Origin of the sequence: Pseudomonas sp. 2(2015) (genome assembly GCF_000955865.1) — a bacterium.
Taxonomy (GTDB): Bacteria; Pseudomonadota; Gammaproteobacteria; order Pseudomonadales; family Pseudomonadaceae; genus Aquipseudomonas.
The window spans coordinates 83,030-98,020 of record NZ_JYOF01000019.1 but is presented as its reverse complement, the minus strand read 5'-3'; the positions used below and the strand labels follow the sequence as shown (position 1 = coordinate 98,020).

11 protein-coding genes are annotated in these 14,991 nt (G+C 61.8%); 1 reads left to right on the top strand and 10 read right to left on the bottom strand.

Features of this window, described 5'->3' with window-relative positions; all coding sequences use genetic code 11:
- Window positions 1-16 precede the first annotated feature (16 nt).
- The 3 genes from UB48_RS22385 to UB48_RS22375 are packed head-to-tail and all read right to left on the bottom strand — an operon-like array spanning window position 17 to window position 5,219.
- Window positions 17-3,064, bottom strand: coding sequence for an efflux RND transporter permease subunit (locus UB48_RS22385; RefSeq protein ID WP_045201128.1), 3,048 nt, complete (start codon window positions 3,062-3,064; stop codon window positions 17-19).
- The gene (locus UB48_RS22380) at window positions 3,061-4,131 is read right to left on the bottom strand and encodes an efflux RND transporter periplasmic adaptor subunit (RefSeq protein WP_045201126.1); all 1,071 of its coding nucleotides are present in this window, start codon (window positions 4,129-4,131) and stop codon (window positions 3,061-3,063) included. The genes UB48_RS22385 and UB48_RS22380 overlap by 4 nt, the downstream gene beginning before the upstream one ends.
- Window positions 4,128-5,219 (bottom strand): efflux RND transporter periplasmic adaptor subunit, encoded by a 1,092-nt coding sequence (locus UB48_RS22375; RefSeq protein WP_045201124.1) that lies wholly within the window; start codon window positions 5,217-5,219, stop codon window positions 4,128-4,130. The genes UB48_RS22380 and UB48_RS22375 overlap by 4 nt, the downstream gene beginning before the upstream one ends.
- A 143-nt stretch (window positions 5,220-5,362) precedes the next feature.
- Here UB48_RS22375 and UB48_RS22370 point away from each other — a divergent pair, with 143 nt between their 5' ends.
- Window positions 5,363-6,523: an AAA family ATPase gene (locus tag UB48_RS22370; protein ID WP_045201122.1), complete on the top strand. Its 1,161-nt coding sequence runs from the start codon at window positions 5,363-5,365 to the stop codon at window positions 6,521-6,523.
- Window positions 6,524-6,620: 97 nt separating this feature from the next.
- On the opposite strand, the gene UB48_RS22365 is transcribed toward UB48_RS22370, so the two are convergent.
- The 7 genes from UB48_RS22365 to UB48_RS22335 form a co-directional block, all read right to left on the bottom strand.
- Entirely contained in the window at window positions 6,621-7,511 is an 891-nt protein-coding gene (locus UB48_RS22365) for an ABC transporter permease subunit (protein WP_010221198.1), read from the bottom strand.
- On the bottom strand, window positions 7,508-8,428 hold the full coding sequence (locus tag UB48_RS22360) for an ABC transporter permease subunit (protein WP_045201120.1): 921 nt from the start codon (window positions 8,426-8,428) through the stop codon (window positions 7,508-7,510). The genes UB48_RS22365 and UB48_RS22360 overlap by 4 nt, the downstream gene beginning before the upstream one ends.
- Window positions 8,425-9,567 carry a polyamine ABC transporter ATP-binding protein gene (gene potA, locus UB48_RS22355; RefSeq protein WP_045201117.1) on the bottom strand — a complete coding sequence of 381 codons (1,143 nt, stop codon included), beginning with the start codon at window positions 9,565-9,567 and terminating at the stop codon, window positions 8,425-8,427. Before potA ends, UB48_RS22360 begins: the two co-directional genes overlap by 4 nt.
- 59 nt (window positions 9,568-9,626) lie before the next feature.
- The gene (locus UB48_RS22350) at window positions 9,627-10,721 is read right to left on the bottom strand and encodes a polyamine ABC transporter substrate-binding protein (protein WP_045201115.1); all 1,095 of its coding nucleotides are present in this window, start codon (window positions 10,719-10,721) and stop codon (window positions 9,627-9,629) included.
- Window positions 10,722-10,884: 163 nt separating this feature from the next.
- Window positions 10,885-11,982 carry a polyamine ABC transporter substrate-binding protein gene (locus UB48_RS22345; protein ID WP_045201113.1) on the bottom strand — a complete coding sequence of 366 codons (1,098 nt, stop codon included), beginning with the start codon at window positions 11,980-11,982 and terminating at the stop codon, window positions 10,885-10,887.
- A 169-nt stretch (window positions 11,983-12,151) separates the two neighbouring features.
- Window positions 12,152-13,510: an aspartate aminotransferase family protein gene (locus tag UB48_RS22340; protein WP_045201111.1), complete on the bottom strand. Its 1,359-nt coding sequence runs from the start codon at window positions 13,508-13,510 to the stop codon at window positions 12,152-12,154.
- Window positions 13,511-13,557: 47 nt separating this feature from the next.
- Window positions 13,558-14,916: a glutamine synthetase family protein gene (locus UB48_RS22335; RefSeq protein WP_045201108.1), complete on the bottom strand. Its 1,359-nt coding sequence runs from the start codon at window positions 14,914-14,916 to the stop codon at window positions 13,558-13,560.
- Between the last annotated feature and the right edge of the window lie 75 nt (window positions 14,917-14,991).

Genomic DNA, 14,991 nt, shown 5'->3' with positions numbered 1-14,991 from the left:
ACCCGCGATGGCGTAATCACTGGCGCTGCGGCTCGCGGATCTTGTACCAGGCCACGTACAGCGCCGGCAAAAACAGCAGGGTCAGCAAGGTGGCGACGATGATCCCGCCGATCATGGCGTAGGCCATCGGCCCCCAGAACACTTCGCGGGCGATCGGGATCATGCCCAGGCTCGCCGCTGCCGCAGTCAGCAAAATCGGCCGGCGCCTGTGGTTGGTCGCTTCCAGCACCGCATCCCAGGGCGAGTAGCCCTGGGCTTCGTACTCGTCGATCTGGGTCACCAGGATCACCGAGTTGCGGATGATGATGCCGATCAGCGCAAGAATCCCCAGGATCGCCACAAAGCCCATCGGCGTGCCGGTCGGCACCAGCGCCAGGACCACGCCGATCAAGCCCAGCGGCGCCACGCTGGCGACCAGGAACAGCTTCTGCACGCTGTGCAGCTGGATCATCAGGAAGGTGCCCATCATGAACAGCATCAGCGGCACCACCTTGGCGATCGGGCCCTGGGCCTTGCCGCTTTCTTCTACGGTACCGCCGGTGGCCACGGCGTAACCCACCGGCAGTTTGCTGGCGAATTTGTCGATCTGCGGCTTGAGCTCGGCCACCAGGTCGGTCGGCTGGATTTCGCCGCGCACCGAGGCCTTGATGGTGATGGTCGGTTTGCGGTCGCGACGCCATACCAGCGGCTGTTCCAGCTCATAGCGCACGGTGGCGAAGGCCAGCAGCGGGATCGAGGTGCCGTTGGGGGTGACGATCTGCAGGTTTTGCAGGGTCTGCGGCGTGCCGCGCTCGCTGTCTACGGCGCGCGCGATGACGTCGATCAGGTAGATGTTGTCGTTGACCTCGGTCACCGGCGCGCCGCTGACAATGCTGTTCATCACATTGGCCACGTCTTCGGACGACAACCCGAGCTGGCGTGCCTTGTCTTGGGCGATCTCGACCCGCAGCACCTTGCCCGGCTCGTTCCAGTCGTAAATCATCTCGCCGATGTGCTCGTTCTGATCGAGCAGCGAAGCCAGGGCAATGGCGTGCTTGCGCACTTCATCGATGTCCTTGCCGCTGACCCGGTACTGGATTGGTCGCCCGACCGGCGGGCCCATTTCCAGTGACTGGACGTTGCTGCCAATGCCGACGAAGTCTTCACGCAGACGCTTTTGCAGGCGCGCCATCAATGCCTCGCGCGACTCCAGGCCTTTGCTGACAATCACCAGCTGGGCGTAGTACGGGTTCTGCAGTTGCTGGTCCAGCGGCAGGTAGAAACGGATTGCGCCCTGGCCGATGTAGGTGCTCCAGCGCACGATATCCGGGTCGCCCTTGAGCGTCGCTTCCAGGCGATCCACGGCCTTGCGGGTTTCCTCGATCGAGGCGTTCTGCGGCAGGTTGAGGTCGACGAGAATTTCCGGGCGGTCCGAGGACGGGAAGAACTGGTTCTGCACGAATCGCATGCAGAACACCGCCAGCACGAACAGCAACACAGTGCCGATGATAGTCAGCCAGCGATGACGCATGCACCACAGCAGGCTGTTGCCAAAGGCCTTGCCGATACGCCCCGGCTCTTCGCTGTGCGGTTTGACCTTGGTGCTGAGGATATGCACGCCGAGTACCGGGGCAAATACTACGGCCACCACCCAGGACACCAGCAAGGCGGCCGCGATCACCGCGAACAGGGTGTAGGTGTACTCCCCTGCCGAGCTGGCATTGAGGCCGATCGGCACGAAGCCCGCGACCGTCACCAGGGTACCGGTAAGCATCGGAAAGGCGGTCGAGGTGTAGGCGAAGGTGGCTGCCTGCTCCTTGCTCTCGCCCATTTCCAGGCGCGTGACCATGACCTCGACGGTGATCATCGCATCGTCCACCAACAGGCCCAGGGCAATGATCAGCGCGCCCAGGGAGATCCGCTGCATGGTGATGCCGCTGTATTCCATGAAGATGAAGACCATGGCCAGCACCAGCGGAATCGAACAGGCCACCACCAGACCGGCGCGTACCCCGAGGCTGATGAAGCTGACCACCAGGACGATCACCACCGCCTCGAACAGGGCGCTGGTAAAGCCGCCCACGGCCTCCTCTACTACCACCGCCTGGTCAGACACCGTATGCACGCCAACACCAACCGGCAACTCGGAGACCACGCGGTCCATCATCTTGTGCAGGTCGGCACCGAACACCTGGATGTTGCCGCCGGCCTTCATGCCGATGGCAAGACCAATGGCGGTCTGGCCGTTGTAGCGAAACATCGGCGCGGGTGGGTCGACAAAGCCTCGCTGGATCTCGGCGATATCCGCCAGGCGGAAAAAACGGTCGTTTATCCGCAGGTTGACCGCTTCCAGGTCTTTTTCCGAAGCGAACTGCCCGCTGGTGCGTACCGAAATGCGCTCGGGACCGGCCTCGATCACCCCGGCCGGGGTGACTGCGTTCTGGCTCTGCAGGGCCTGCAATACCTGGCGCTGGTCGATGCCGAACGACGCCAGCTTGCGGGTCGAGAAGTTCAGGTAGAGCACCTCGTCCTGGGTGCCGATCATTTCCACCTTGCCCAGGTTGGGCACTTCACGGATCTCGGCGCGCACCTGTTCGACGTAGTCGCGCAGTTGGCGCATGCTCAGGCCATCGGCAGTAAAGGCGTAGATCGAGCCGAACACGTCACCGAACTCATCGTTGAAACCCGGGCCCTGAATGCCTTGGGGAAACTCGCCGCGAATATCCTGGATCTTCTTGCGCACCTGATACCAGATCTGCGGAATATCTTCGGCCTTGGTGGTGTCGCGCAGGTTGACGTACACGGTCGACTCGCCCGGGCGGGTGTAGCTTTTCACATAGTCGAGGGAGTCCAGCTCTTCGAGCTTCTTTTCGATGCGGTCGGTGACCTGGTACAGGGTTTCATCCTGGGTCGCACCCGGCCAGCGGGTCTGAATAACCATGGTCTTGATGGTGAACGAAGGGTCTTCCTCACGCCCCAGGTTCATGTAGGAAAACACGCCCATCAGCAAGCCGACGAACATCAGGTACCAGACAAAGGATTGGTGCTTCAGCGCCCACTCCGACAGGTTGAAGCTTCCATTCATTGCGGGTCTTCCTCGTCGACGATGACCTTCTGGCCCGGTTTGAGACTGTTTACACCGGCGGTTACTACTCGCTCGCCAGGCTGTACGCCCGAGGCCAGCACTACGCTGCCGGGGGTACGCTCAAGCAGCTTCACATCGCGTGTGGCGACGGTTTTTTGCTGCGGATCGACCACCCATACCCGGGTCTTGCCGTCGCTTTCGAGCAAGGCCGACGCCGGCAGTTCGGTGCGTGGCGAAACCGCCGAGGTCAGGGTGACGCTGATAGCCGTGCCGAGACGGAACGCATTCGGCGTATCGACCAAGGTCAGGCGGGCGCGACGGGTGCGCGTGGTGGCATCGGCCTGCGGCTCCAGCTCACGCAGGGTCGCTGTGGTGTTGATATCCGGGTCCAGTTGCGAGGCCACCAGGAACTGAAGCTGCGTGTTCAATTGCTCGGCCAGGCTGGTCGGCAGGTCGATCACCGCTTCCTTGATATCCGGTCGCGCCAGGGTCACCACGGCCTGGCCGGCACTCACCGTTTGCCCGGCCTCGGCCTGCCAATTGGTCACTACGGCGCCATGGTCGGCCTTCAGCTCGCTGTAACCCAGTTGATCACGGGCTTGGTCAACCGCCGCCCGCGCCTGCTTGAGGGAGGCTCCAGTGGTCTTCAGGTCGGTCTGCGCGATGTCCAGCTGGGCTTGCGCACCCACGCCGCGATCAAACAACTGCTGCTGACGTCGGGCGTTGGCCTGGGCGTTGATCCACTGCGCCTGGATCTTCGCCAGGTCGCCCTCAGCGGCGCGCAACTGGTTGCGCTGGTCGGTGGGATCAAGGCTGGCAAGCACATCGCCTGGTTGCACTTGACTGCCGACATCGACCCAGCGCCGGGCAATCCGGCCACCCACACGAAAGCCCAGGGTGCTTTCAAAACGGGCCTGGATGCTGCCAGCGAAACGTCCAAGATTGGCCTGTACCTGCGGCTGGGCAATGACCGACAGCACTGGTCGCACAGGTTCTGGCGCACTGGCTTGCTTGCCGCAACCTACGAGCAGCAGTGCGCCGCCCAAGACAAACGTGATTGCTTTCATTGCGCCACCCCGCTGTCCTTAAGCGGCGCGATTTCCACCTGCATGCCCGGATTTAGCAGTTGTCCGCCAGTTACCACAACGGTTTCCCCACCTTTGAGGCCATCGCCCACCACCACCTTGCCGGTCAGGTAGCGCATCACTTTGACCTTCTGCAAGCGCACCTTGTCACCCTCGCCCACCAGCCACACCGCCGGCTCATGCAGGTCTTTGGTCAGCGCTGACCAGGGCAACTCTACGCTCGGCTTGCCCTGAACTTTGCCGGTGGCAGTAACTGGCGAGCCCAGGTCCATGCCGGGCGGCACTTCATTCAATGCCACCTTGACCTGCACCGTGCCGCTTTGCGCCGAAACCGTCGGGGTGACCTCACGGATGCAACCCTGAGCCTGGATTTTCGGGTTATCCACCAGGCTGACCTTGATTGCCTCACGGGTGGCCGGGGCCACCAGCAAGGCTTCGTAGACATTGAACACCGCATCGCGCTCACCATCGCGGGCCAGGCTGAAGATCGGCACCGTGGCCTGAACCACCTGGCCGACCTCGGCCTGGCGCTCGGTGATCACCCCGTCCGCCTCGGCGACCAGCGCGGTGTAGCTCAACTGCTCTCGGGCGTTGGCCAGTTGCGCCTGGGCGGCCTTGAGTGCGCTCTGGCTGCTGCGCAAGGCGGCTTCGGCCGAGTCGTACTCGCTCTGGCTGGTGTAGCCCTTGGGCAACAGTTTTTGCTGGCGAACAAAGGCCGCGGCAGTCTGGGTCACGCGCGCTTGCTCGGCGAAGACCTCGGCCTTGGCCGAGTCGACGTTGGTCTGCAGGTCCTTGGGGTCAAGCCTGGCCAGTACCTGGTTGGCCTTGATGTGATCGCCGACATCGACGCTGCGGGCAATGATCTTGCCGCCCACGCGAAAGGAAAGATCGGTCTGCACCCGCGCCTGAACATCGCCGGTCAGGGTTACGGACGCTGCGAAATCACTGGGCTGAACACGTTGAACACCAACCCTGGGTAGTTCGGCTTCAGGGGCTTTTTTCTCCCCGCATCCCGTCAGCACCAGCGACACCCCCAGGCAGACGAGCGATAAAGGACGCAACACCCTCATGCAGGCTCCTTGCATGTGCCAGATCTATTTAGGAATGCGAGTGTTAGCGTAGATCAGGGTTCCCTTGATCGCTTGTCGGCATACACAATTCGTTCACCCTGTGGAATCGGCGATACTGCATCTTTGCCTGAATGGACGCTGCCATGCTGACCACCCTGGCTGTCGCCAATTACCGCTCGATCAATCACCTGGTGCTGCCGCTGGCACGCCTTAACGTCATTACCGGGCCCAACGGCAGCGGCAAGTCCAACCTGTACAAGGCCCTGCGCCTGCTCGCAGAAACGGCGCAAGGCGGTGTGGTCAACGCCCTGGCGGTGGAGGGCGGGCTGGAGTCGACGTTCTGGGCCGGCCCCGAGCAGATCAGCCGGCGCATGAGCAACGGCGAAGTCGCCATCCAGGGCGGCCCGCGCCAGCATGCACGGCGCTTGCGCCTGGGCTTTGGCGACGAAAAATTCGGCTACGCCATCGGTCTCGGCCTGCCGGAGCCAAGCAGGTCATCTTTCGCCCTCGACCCGCAGATCAAGCGCGAAAGCATCTGGGCAGGTCCGTTGTACCGCCCGGCCAGCCTGCTGGTGGACCGCCAGGGGCCGATGGTCAAGGTCCGTGAAGGCCGCCAATGGGAGGTGCAGGCGCAGCACACACCGAGCTTCGACAGCCTGTTCGACCAGGTCGGCAACCTGCGCTCCTCCCCGGAGGTGTTGCTGCTGCGCGAGCGCATCCGTGGCTGGCGCTTCTACGATCACTTTCGCACCGACCGTGATGCCCCGGCCCGCCGCCGGCAACTGGGTACGCGCACGCCGGTACTGCACCACGACGGCCGCGACCTGGCCGCCGCGCTGCAGACCATCATCGAGATCGGCGACCCGCAGGCCTTGCAGGCAACCATCGCCGATGCCTTCCCGGGCGCACGCCTGGAGATCGATGCCGTGCCGGGTGGGGCGTTCGGGGTGTTGTTTCATCAAGAGGGCTTGTTGCGGCCGCTGAGCGCCGCCGAGTTATCGGACGGCACCTTGCGCTACCTGCTGCTGGTCGCCGCGCTGCTGACGCCTAGGCCGCCGACCATGATGGTACTGAACGAGCCGGAAACCAGCTTGCACCCGGATTTGCTGCCAGCGTTGGCGCGCTTGATCGTTCGCGCCTCGGAGCAGTGTCAGGTGTGGGTGGTGTCGCATGCACGAAGATTGGTGGCGGCGCTGGAACAGGATGCGAGCTGCAATTCGATCGTGCTGGAGAAAGTGCTGGGGCAGACCCGCGTTGCCGGTCAGGGGATGCTCGATGAGCCGGCCTGGCACTGGCCGGAGTAAAAACCCGAAGGCCCCATCGCTGGCAAGCCAGCTCCCACAGGGACTGCTGTACACAGAACCTGTGGGAGCCGGCTTGCCGGCGATGAGACCCGTCAGATCACGCCGAAACCGGCGCCGGCGCGCGGCGCACGTCCGGTTGTTTCCACGAGTCGGCAGCGCTTTCTTCGATCGCCTGCTGGATCGCCCGACGGCGACGCTCTTCGGCCTGACGGCTGAAGTACCAGACCATGAAGGTCACCAGCGACACGCTGAGCAGGATCAGGCTGGCCACGGCGTTGATTTCCGGCTTCACGCCCAGACGCACGGCAGAGAAGACTTCCATCGGCAGGGTGGTCGAACCCGGGCCCGAGACGAAGCTGGCCAGTACCAGGTCGTCCAGCGACAGGGCAAAGGACATCATCCCGCCCGCTGCCAGCGACGGTGCGATCATCGGGATGGTGATCAGGAAGAACACCTTCCACGGCCGGGCACCGAGGTCCATGGCCGCTTCTTCGATCGACAGGTCCAGCTCACGCAGGCGCGCCGACACCACTACCGCCACATAGGCTGCGCAGAAGGTGGTGTGGGCGATCCAGATGGTGACGATGCCACGCTCCTGCGGCCAACCGATCATTTGTGCCATGGCCACGAACAACAGCAACAGCGACAGACCGGTGATCACCTCGGGCATTACCAACGGCGCGGTGACCAGGCCACCGAACAGCGTACGGCCCTTGAAGCGGGTGACCCGGGTCAGCACGAAGGCGGCCAGGGTGCCCAGCGCCACGGCGGCGATCGCGGTGTAGCAGGCGATCTCCAGCGAGCGCATCACCGAACCCATCAGCTGGGTGTTGTCGAGCAGGCCGACGTACCACTTCACCGACCAGCCGCCCCATACCGTCACCAGCTTGGAGGCGTTGAACGAGTAGATCACCAGGATCAGCATCGGCAGGTAGATGAACAGCAGGCCCAGGACCAACATCAATTTGGAGAAACTGAAACGCTTCATGCCCTGCCCTCCATCTCTTTGGCCTGACTACGGTTGAAGAGCAGGATCGGTACGATCAGGATCGCCAGCATCACTACCGCCAGGGCAGAGGCCACCGGCCAGTCACGGTTGTTGAAGAACTCTTGCCAGAGCACTTTACCGATCATCAAGGTTTCCGGGCCGCCGAGCAGCTCAGGAATGACGAACTCACCCACCACCGGAATGAACACCAGCATACAGCCGGCGATGATGCCGTTCTTCGACAGCGGCACGGTGATTTTCCAGAAGCTGTTGAAGGTGCTCGAACCCAGGTCCGAGGCGGCTTCAAGCAGGCTCTGGTCATGCTTCACCAGGTTGGCGTAGAGCGGCAGGATCATGAACGGCAGGTACGAATAGACCACGCCGATATACACCGCGAGGTTGGTGTTGAGGATCTGCAACGGCTGATCGATCCAGCCCAGCCACAGCAGGAAGGCGTTGAGCAGGCCGTTGTTGCTGAGGATGCCCATCCAGGCATAGACGCGGATCAGGATCGCGGTCCAGGTCGGCATCATGATCAGCAGCAACAGTACCGTCTGGGTTTCCTTGCGCGCGTTGGCGATGGCGTAGGCCATCGGATAGCCGATCAGCAGGCACAGCAGCGTGCTGACGAAGGCCATCTTCAACGACCCCAGGTACGCCGAGATGTACAGTTCGTCTTCGGTCAACAGGCCATAGTTGGCCAGGTTGAGCACCAGCTGCACCTTGTCTTCGACGTAGCTGTAGATCTCGGTGTACGGCGGGATCGCCACGTCGGCTTCGGCGAAGCTGATCTTCAGAACGATGAAGAACGGCAGCATGAAGAACAGGAACAACCAGATGAACGGCACGCCGATCACCACATGGCGCCCCTCGGGCTTTATTCGGTTGAAGGCTCGCTTGAGCTTGCGGGCGTTCATGAGCGCAGTACCACGCCGCTGTCATCCTCCCACCAGACGTAGACCTGGTCGTCCCAGGTCGGCCGGGTGCCCTGGCGCTCGGCGTTGGCAACGAACGACTGGACGATCTTGCCGCCAGGCAGCTCGACGTAGAACACCGAATGGCCACCCAGGTAGGCGATGTCGTGGACCTTGCCGCGCGACCAGTTGTGCTCGCAGGTCGGCTGCTCGGTGGTCACCAGCAGTTTTTCCGGGCGCAGGGCGTAGGTGATGCGCTTGTCTTCCACCGAAGTGGTGACACCGTGGCCGACGTAGATCTTGCGCTCAAGCTCGGGGCTGGCGATCACCGCGTGGCCTTCGGCATCGTCGACCACTTCGCCCTCGAACAGGTTGACGTTGCCGATGAACTCGCAAACCAGGCGGCTGGTCGGGGTTTCATAGATGTCGATCGGGCTGCCGATCTGGGCAATCCAGCCCAGGTGCATGATGGCGATGCGCTGGGCCATGGTCATGGCCTCTTCCTGATCGTGGGTTACCATCACGCAGGTCACGCCGACCCGCTCGATGATCTCCACCAGCTCCAGTTGCATCTGCGAGCGCAGCTTCTTGTCCAGCGCGCCCATCGGCTCATCGAGCAGCAGCAGTTTCGGCCGCTTGGCCAGCGAACGGGCCAGGGCCACACGCTGACGCTGGCCACCGGAGAGCTGGTGCGGCTTGCGCTTGGCGTACTGGGTCATGTGCACCAGCTTGAGCATCTCGGCCACGCGGGCGTCGATCTCGGACCTGGGCATGCGGTCCTGCTGCAGGCCGAAGGCGATGTTCTGCGCCACGGTCATGTGCGGGAACAATGCGTACGACTGGAACATCATGTTGATCGGCCGCTCGTAGGGCGGCATATCGGTGATGTCTACGCCATCGAGGAAAATGCGCCCTTCGGTGGGCCGTTCGAAGCCGGCGAGCATGCGCAGCAAGGTGGATTTGCCCGAACCGGAACCACCGAGCAGGGCGAAGATCTCGCCCTTCTTGATTTCCAGGGACACATCGTCCACGGCGACCGTTTCGTCGAACTTTTTCGTGACCCGGTCGATTTTGACCAGCACCTGTTTAGGTTGCTGGTCGCCCTCGAGGGCTTTCTTATAGGCACCGGAGGCAACTGCCATTTGTGAAACTCCCAACAAGATTTTTTGCGTCCGCCCCTGCCGTGACGGACCCTGGATTTTTACTTGCCCGACTTGACCTTGGTCCAGCTACGGGTCATCAACCGTTGCACCTTGGGAGGCAGCTCGGAGTTGACGTACAACTTGTCCAGCACTTCTTGCGGTGGGTAAACCGCTGCGTCGGTTCGCACGCTCTGGTCCATCAGATCGCCAGCCTTGGGGTTCGGGTTGGCGTAACCGACGTAATCACTGACCTGGGCAATGACCTCAGGCTGCAGCAAATAGTTGATGAAGGCATGGGCCTCTTTGACATTCTTGGAGTCCTTGGGGATCGCCAGCATGTCGAACCAGAGGTTGCCGCCTTCCTTGGGAATCGCATAGGCCACCTTGACGCCCTTGCCGGCTTCTTCGGCGCGGGACTTGGCCTGGAATACATCGCCGGAGAAACCGGCAGCCACGCAGATGTCGCCGTTGGCAAGGTCGGAGATGTACTTGGAGGAGTGGAAGTAGGTCACGTAGGGACGCACGGCCAGCAGCTTTTTCTCGGCATCGGCGTAGTCCTTGGGGTTGGTGCTGTTGGGGTCGCGCCCCATGTAGTTGAGCACCGCCGGGAGCATCTCGTCGGCCGAGTCGAGGAACGCGACTCCGCACTTGGAGAGCTTCTTGATGTTCTCCGGCTCGAGCAGCACGGCCCAGGAATCGATCTTGTCGGTACCCAGCGCCGCCTTGACCTTGTCGACGTTATAGCCGATGCCATTGGTGCCCCACAGGTAGGGGACGGCGTACTGGTTGCCCGGGTCGTTCTTTTCCAGGCGCTTCATCAGCGCCGGGTCGAGGTTCGCATAGTTTGGCAGCAGCGCCTTGTCGAGCTTCTGGAACGCGCCCGCCTTGATCTGCTTGCCGAGGAAATGGTTGGACGGCACCACCACGTCATAGCCGGTGCGACCGGCCAGCAGCTTGCCTTCCAGGGTTTCGTTGGAATCAAAGACATCCTGCACCGGCTTGATGCCAGTAGCTTTTTCGAAGTCTGCGAGGGTGGTCTGACCGATGTAGTCGGACCAGTTATAAATGTGCACCGTGGGCGCCGCTTGGACGCTGATCGCCAGCGTCAGACCCGCTCCAGCCAACAAGGCCTTGCGAAATACAGAAATAGACAAGTGGGAGGTCCTCACAAATGTGCCCGTGGCAAACGGCAGAAATACCTGCCGGATAAGCAAACCGGCGCGCAACTTACCTTCGATGCACTCATGCCGCAAAAAAAATTTGTGCTTTCATGCTCCCCGGGCGGGATTTACACCGCGCCCAGGGAGGTCACCGCTGTTACTTGCCCGACTTGATCTTGGTCCAGCTGCGCGTGATTTCGCGCTGGGCCTTGGCACCCGGGTCAGCAATTGCGTACAGCTGCTTCTTCACATCAGCCGGTGGGTAGATGCTCGGATCGCCCGAGATATCCTTGTCCACCAGTGCGGTCGCTGCCTTGTTGCCGTTCGGGAAACGGACGGCATTGGTGATCTCGGCCATGATTTCCGGCTGCATCAGGAAATCCATGAACTTGTAGGCGGCGTCGACGTTGACGGCATCTTTAGGGATGGCAACCATGTCGTAGAAGGTACCGGCGCCTTCTTTCGGAATGATGTAGTCGAGCTTGACCTTGTCGCCGGCTTCGTGGGCACGTGCCTTGGACTGCTCCAGGTCACCCGAATAACCTACGGCCACGCAGATGTTGCCGTTGGCCAGGTCCGAGATGTACTTGGAGGAGTGGAAGTAGCCGATCGATGGACGCACGCTGAGGAACAGGTCTTCGGCGGCTTTGAGGTCTTCTTTTTTCGTGCTGTTGGTCGGCTTGCCCAGGTAGTGCAGCGCCGCCGGAATCATCTCGGTCGGGGCATCGAGGAAGCTCACGCCACAGCTTTTGAGCTTTGCGATGTTTTCCGGCTTGAACACCACGTCCCAGGAATCGATCTTGTCGACGCCCAGCGCCGCCTTGACCTTCTCCGGGTTGTAGCCGATGCCGATGGAGCCCCACATGTACGGGAACGCATGCTTGTTGCCCGGGTCGCTGGCATCGCCAACGGCCTTGAGCAGGTCTTCGTCGAGGTTCTTCCAGTTTGGCAGCTTGGACTTGTCCAGCTCCTGATAGACGCCAGCCTTGATCTGCTTGGCCAGGAAGTTGTTCGACGGTACCACCACGTCGTAACCGGACTTGCCTGCCAGCAACTTGGCTTCGAGGGTTTCGTTGCTGTCGAAGACGTCGTAGACGACCTTGATACCGGACTGTTTCTCGAACTTGGCGACGGTGTCTGGTGCGATGTAGTCGGACCAGTTATAGACGTGCAGTACTTTGTCATCCGCCTGAACAGCACTGGCCATGGCGCCCATCAGGGACACGGCCAACAACGTCTTGCCCAATTTCTTCATGCGTAATGCTCCAGAATTTTTTATTTAGCCATCTGTTCAGCGGCCGGCTTATTCGGCGCAAGCTCCGAGCGACTGAAACAGCCGCTAGTCTGGCAAGTTACAAGGCGCTCTTTCAACAACAGAGGCGCCTTGAAACCCATTGATGCCATTACGCTAGCCTAGCACCTGGCTATTTCAGCGCTTCGAGCGTCAGGTCCAGGCATTTGCGCGCCTTTTCCACCAGCTCGTCGATCTCGGCGTGGCTGATCACCAACGGCGGCGCAATGATCATGGTGTCGCCCACGGCGCGCATGATCAGGCCGTTGTCGAAGCAGAACTGGCGGCAGATCATGCCCGCACCCTGGCCTTCGTAACGGGCACGGGTGGCCTTGTCCTTGACCAGCTCGATGGCACCGAGCATGCCCAGGCCACGCACTTCGCCCACCAGCGGGTGATCGTTGAGCTCACGCAGACGTTTCTGCAAATACGGTGCCGTTTCGGCCTGAACCCGCTCGATGATCTTCTCGTCACGCAGGATCCGCAGGTTTTCCAGGCCTACCGCCGCCGCCACCGGGTGGCCGGAGTAAGTGAAGCCGTGGTTGAAGTCGCCGCCTTGGCTAAGCACCTTGGCCACTTCGTCACGTACGATCACACCGCCCATGGGGATGTAACCGGAGGTCAGGCCCTTGGCGATGGTCATCAGGTCGGGCTTGAGGTCGTAGTAATCGGAGCCGAACCACTCGCCAGTGCGACCGAAGCCACAGATCACTTCGTCGGCAATGAACAGGATGTCGTACTTGGCGAGGATCTCCTTGATCTTCGGCCAGTAGGTTTCTGGCGCAATGATCACCCCGCCGGCGCCCTGGATCGGCTCGGCAATAAAGGCGGCGACCTTGTCTTCGCCGACTTCGAGGATTTTCTTTTCCAGCTGCTCGGCAGCCCAGACCCCGAACTCGTCCGGGGTCATGTCGCCGCCCTCACCGAACCAGTATGGCTGCGGGATGTGCTCGATGCCCGGCAGCGTGCCACCCTGGGCATGCATGCCGCTCATGCCGCCCAGGGCGGCGCCGGCCACGGTGGAGCCGTGATAGCCATTGATACGGCCAATGATCACCTGTTTCTGCGGCTTGCCCTTGAGCGCCCAGTAGTGGCGGACCATGCGCAGGTTGGTGTCGTTGCCTTCAGAACCGGAACCGGTGAAGAACACATGGGTCATGCCCTTGGGCGCCACGGCGGTAACCGCCTTGGCCAGCTCCAGTGCCGGTGGGTGGGCAGTCTGGAAGAACAGGTTGTAGTACGGCAGCTCGCGCATCTGCTTGGCGGCCACTTCAACCAGCTCTTCACGGCCATAACCGACCGCCACGCACCACAGGCCCGCCATGCCATCGAGGATTTTGTTGCCCTCGCTGTCCCACAGGTGCACGCCCTCGGCTTTGGTGATGATCCGCGGCCCCTTCTCTTTCAGCTGTTGATAGTCACTGAAAGGTGCCAGGTGATGCTCACTGCTAAGGGTTTGCCACTCACGGGTTTGCGGGTTGTTGACGCTCATGTGCTTCTCCGTTTGTTGACGGCCGCGGTCCTGCGGCTCCGGGTTGATCAGACCGCAAACAGCAGGAACTCACGTTCCCAGGAGCTGATTACGCGTTTGAAGTTTTCATGCTCGGCGCGTTTGGTGGCGACGTAGCCGGTAATGAATTTCTTGCCCAGGTAGGGTTCCAGGGCCTTGCAGTTTTCCATGCGCTCGAGGGCGTCCTCGATGGTCAGCGGCAGGCGCAGGTTGCGCCGCTCGTAACCACGACCCTGTACCGGCGCGCTCGGTTTGATGCCTTCGACCATGCCGATGAAACCGCACAGCAGGCTGGCGGCGATCGCCAGGTAGGGGTTGGCGTCGGCGCCTGGCAGGCGGTTCTCGACCCGGCGGTTCTGCGGGCCGGCATCCGGTACGCGCAGGCCGACGGTACGGTTCTCTTCGCCCCACTCGACGTTCACCGGCGCCGAGGTGTCGGGCAAGAAGCGGCGGAACGAGTTGACGTTGGGGGCGAACAGCGGCAGCACCACCGGGATGAACTTCTGCAGGCCGCCGACGTGGTTGAGGAACAGCTCGCTCATGCGCCCGTCTTCGTCCGAGAAGATGTTCTTGCCGGTGTGCACGTCGATGATGCTCTGGTGCAGGTGCATGGCGCTGCCCGGCTCGCCGGTCATCGGCTTGGCCATGAAGGTGGCGGCGACGTTGTGCTTGAGCGCAGCCTCGCGCATGGTGCGCTTGAACACCAGAATCTGGTCGGCCAGCGACAAGGCATTCCCGTGACGGAAGTTGATTTCCATCTGCGCCGTGCCGTCTTCGTGGATCAGCGTGTCGAGGTCCAGGTTCTGCAGCTCGCACCAGTCGTAGACGTCCTCGAACAGCGGGTCGAATTCGTTGGCCGCTTCAATAGAGAAGGACTGGCGACCGGTTTCCGGGCGCCCGGAGCGGCCAATCGGCGGCTGCAGGGGGAAGTCCGGGTCTTCGCAGCGCTTGGTCAGGTAGAACTCCATCTCCGGCGCCACGATCGGCTGCCAGCCCTTGTCGGCGTAGAGCTTCAAAACCTTCTTGAGCACGTTGCGCGGCGACAGCTCGACCGGGTTGCCCTGCTTGTCGTAGGTGTCGTGGATCACCTGGGCGGTCGGCTCGATGGCCCAGGGCACGAGAAACACCGCGTTCTCGTCGGGGCGGCAGATCATGTCGATGTCGGCCGGGTCGAGCAGTTCGTAATAGATGTCGTCATCGACATAGTCGCCGGTCACGGTCTGCAGCAACACGCTCTCGGGCAGGCGCATGCCTTTTTCGGCGATGAACTTGTTGGTCGGCGAGATCTTGCCGCGGGTGATACCGGTGAGGTCGCTGATCAGGCACTCGACTTCGGTGATCTTGTGTTCTTTCAACCAATCGGTGAGCTGGTCGAGGTTGCTACTCATAAATACCTCAGGAGGTAAATGTCTGGACTGACGTCAGGACGTGACCCGGAGTGGGCCGTCCCAGACATTCTGGAT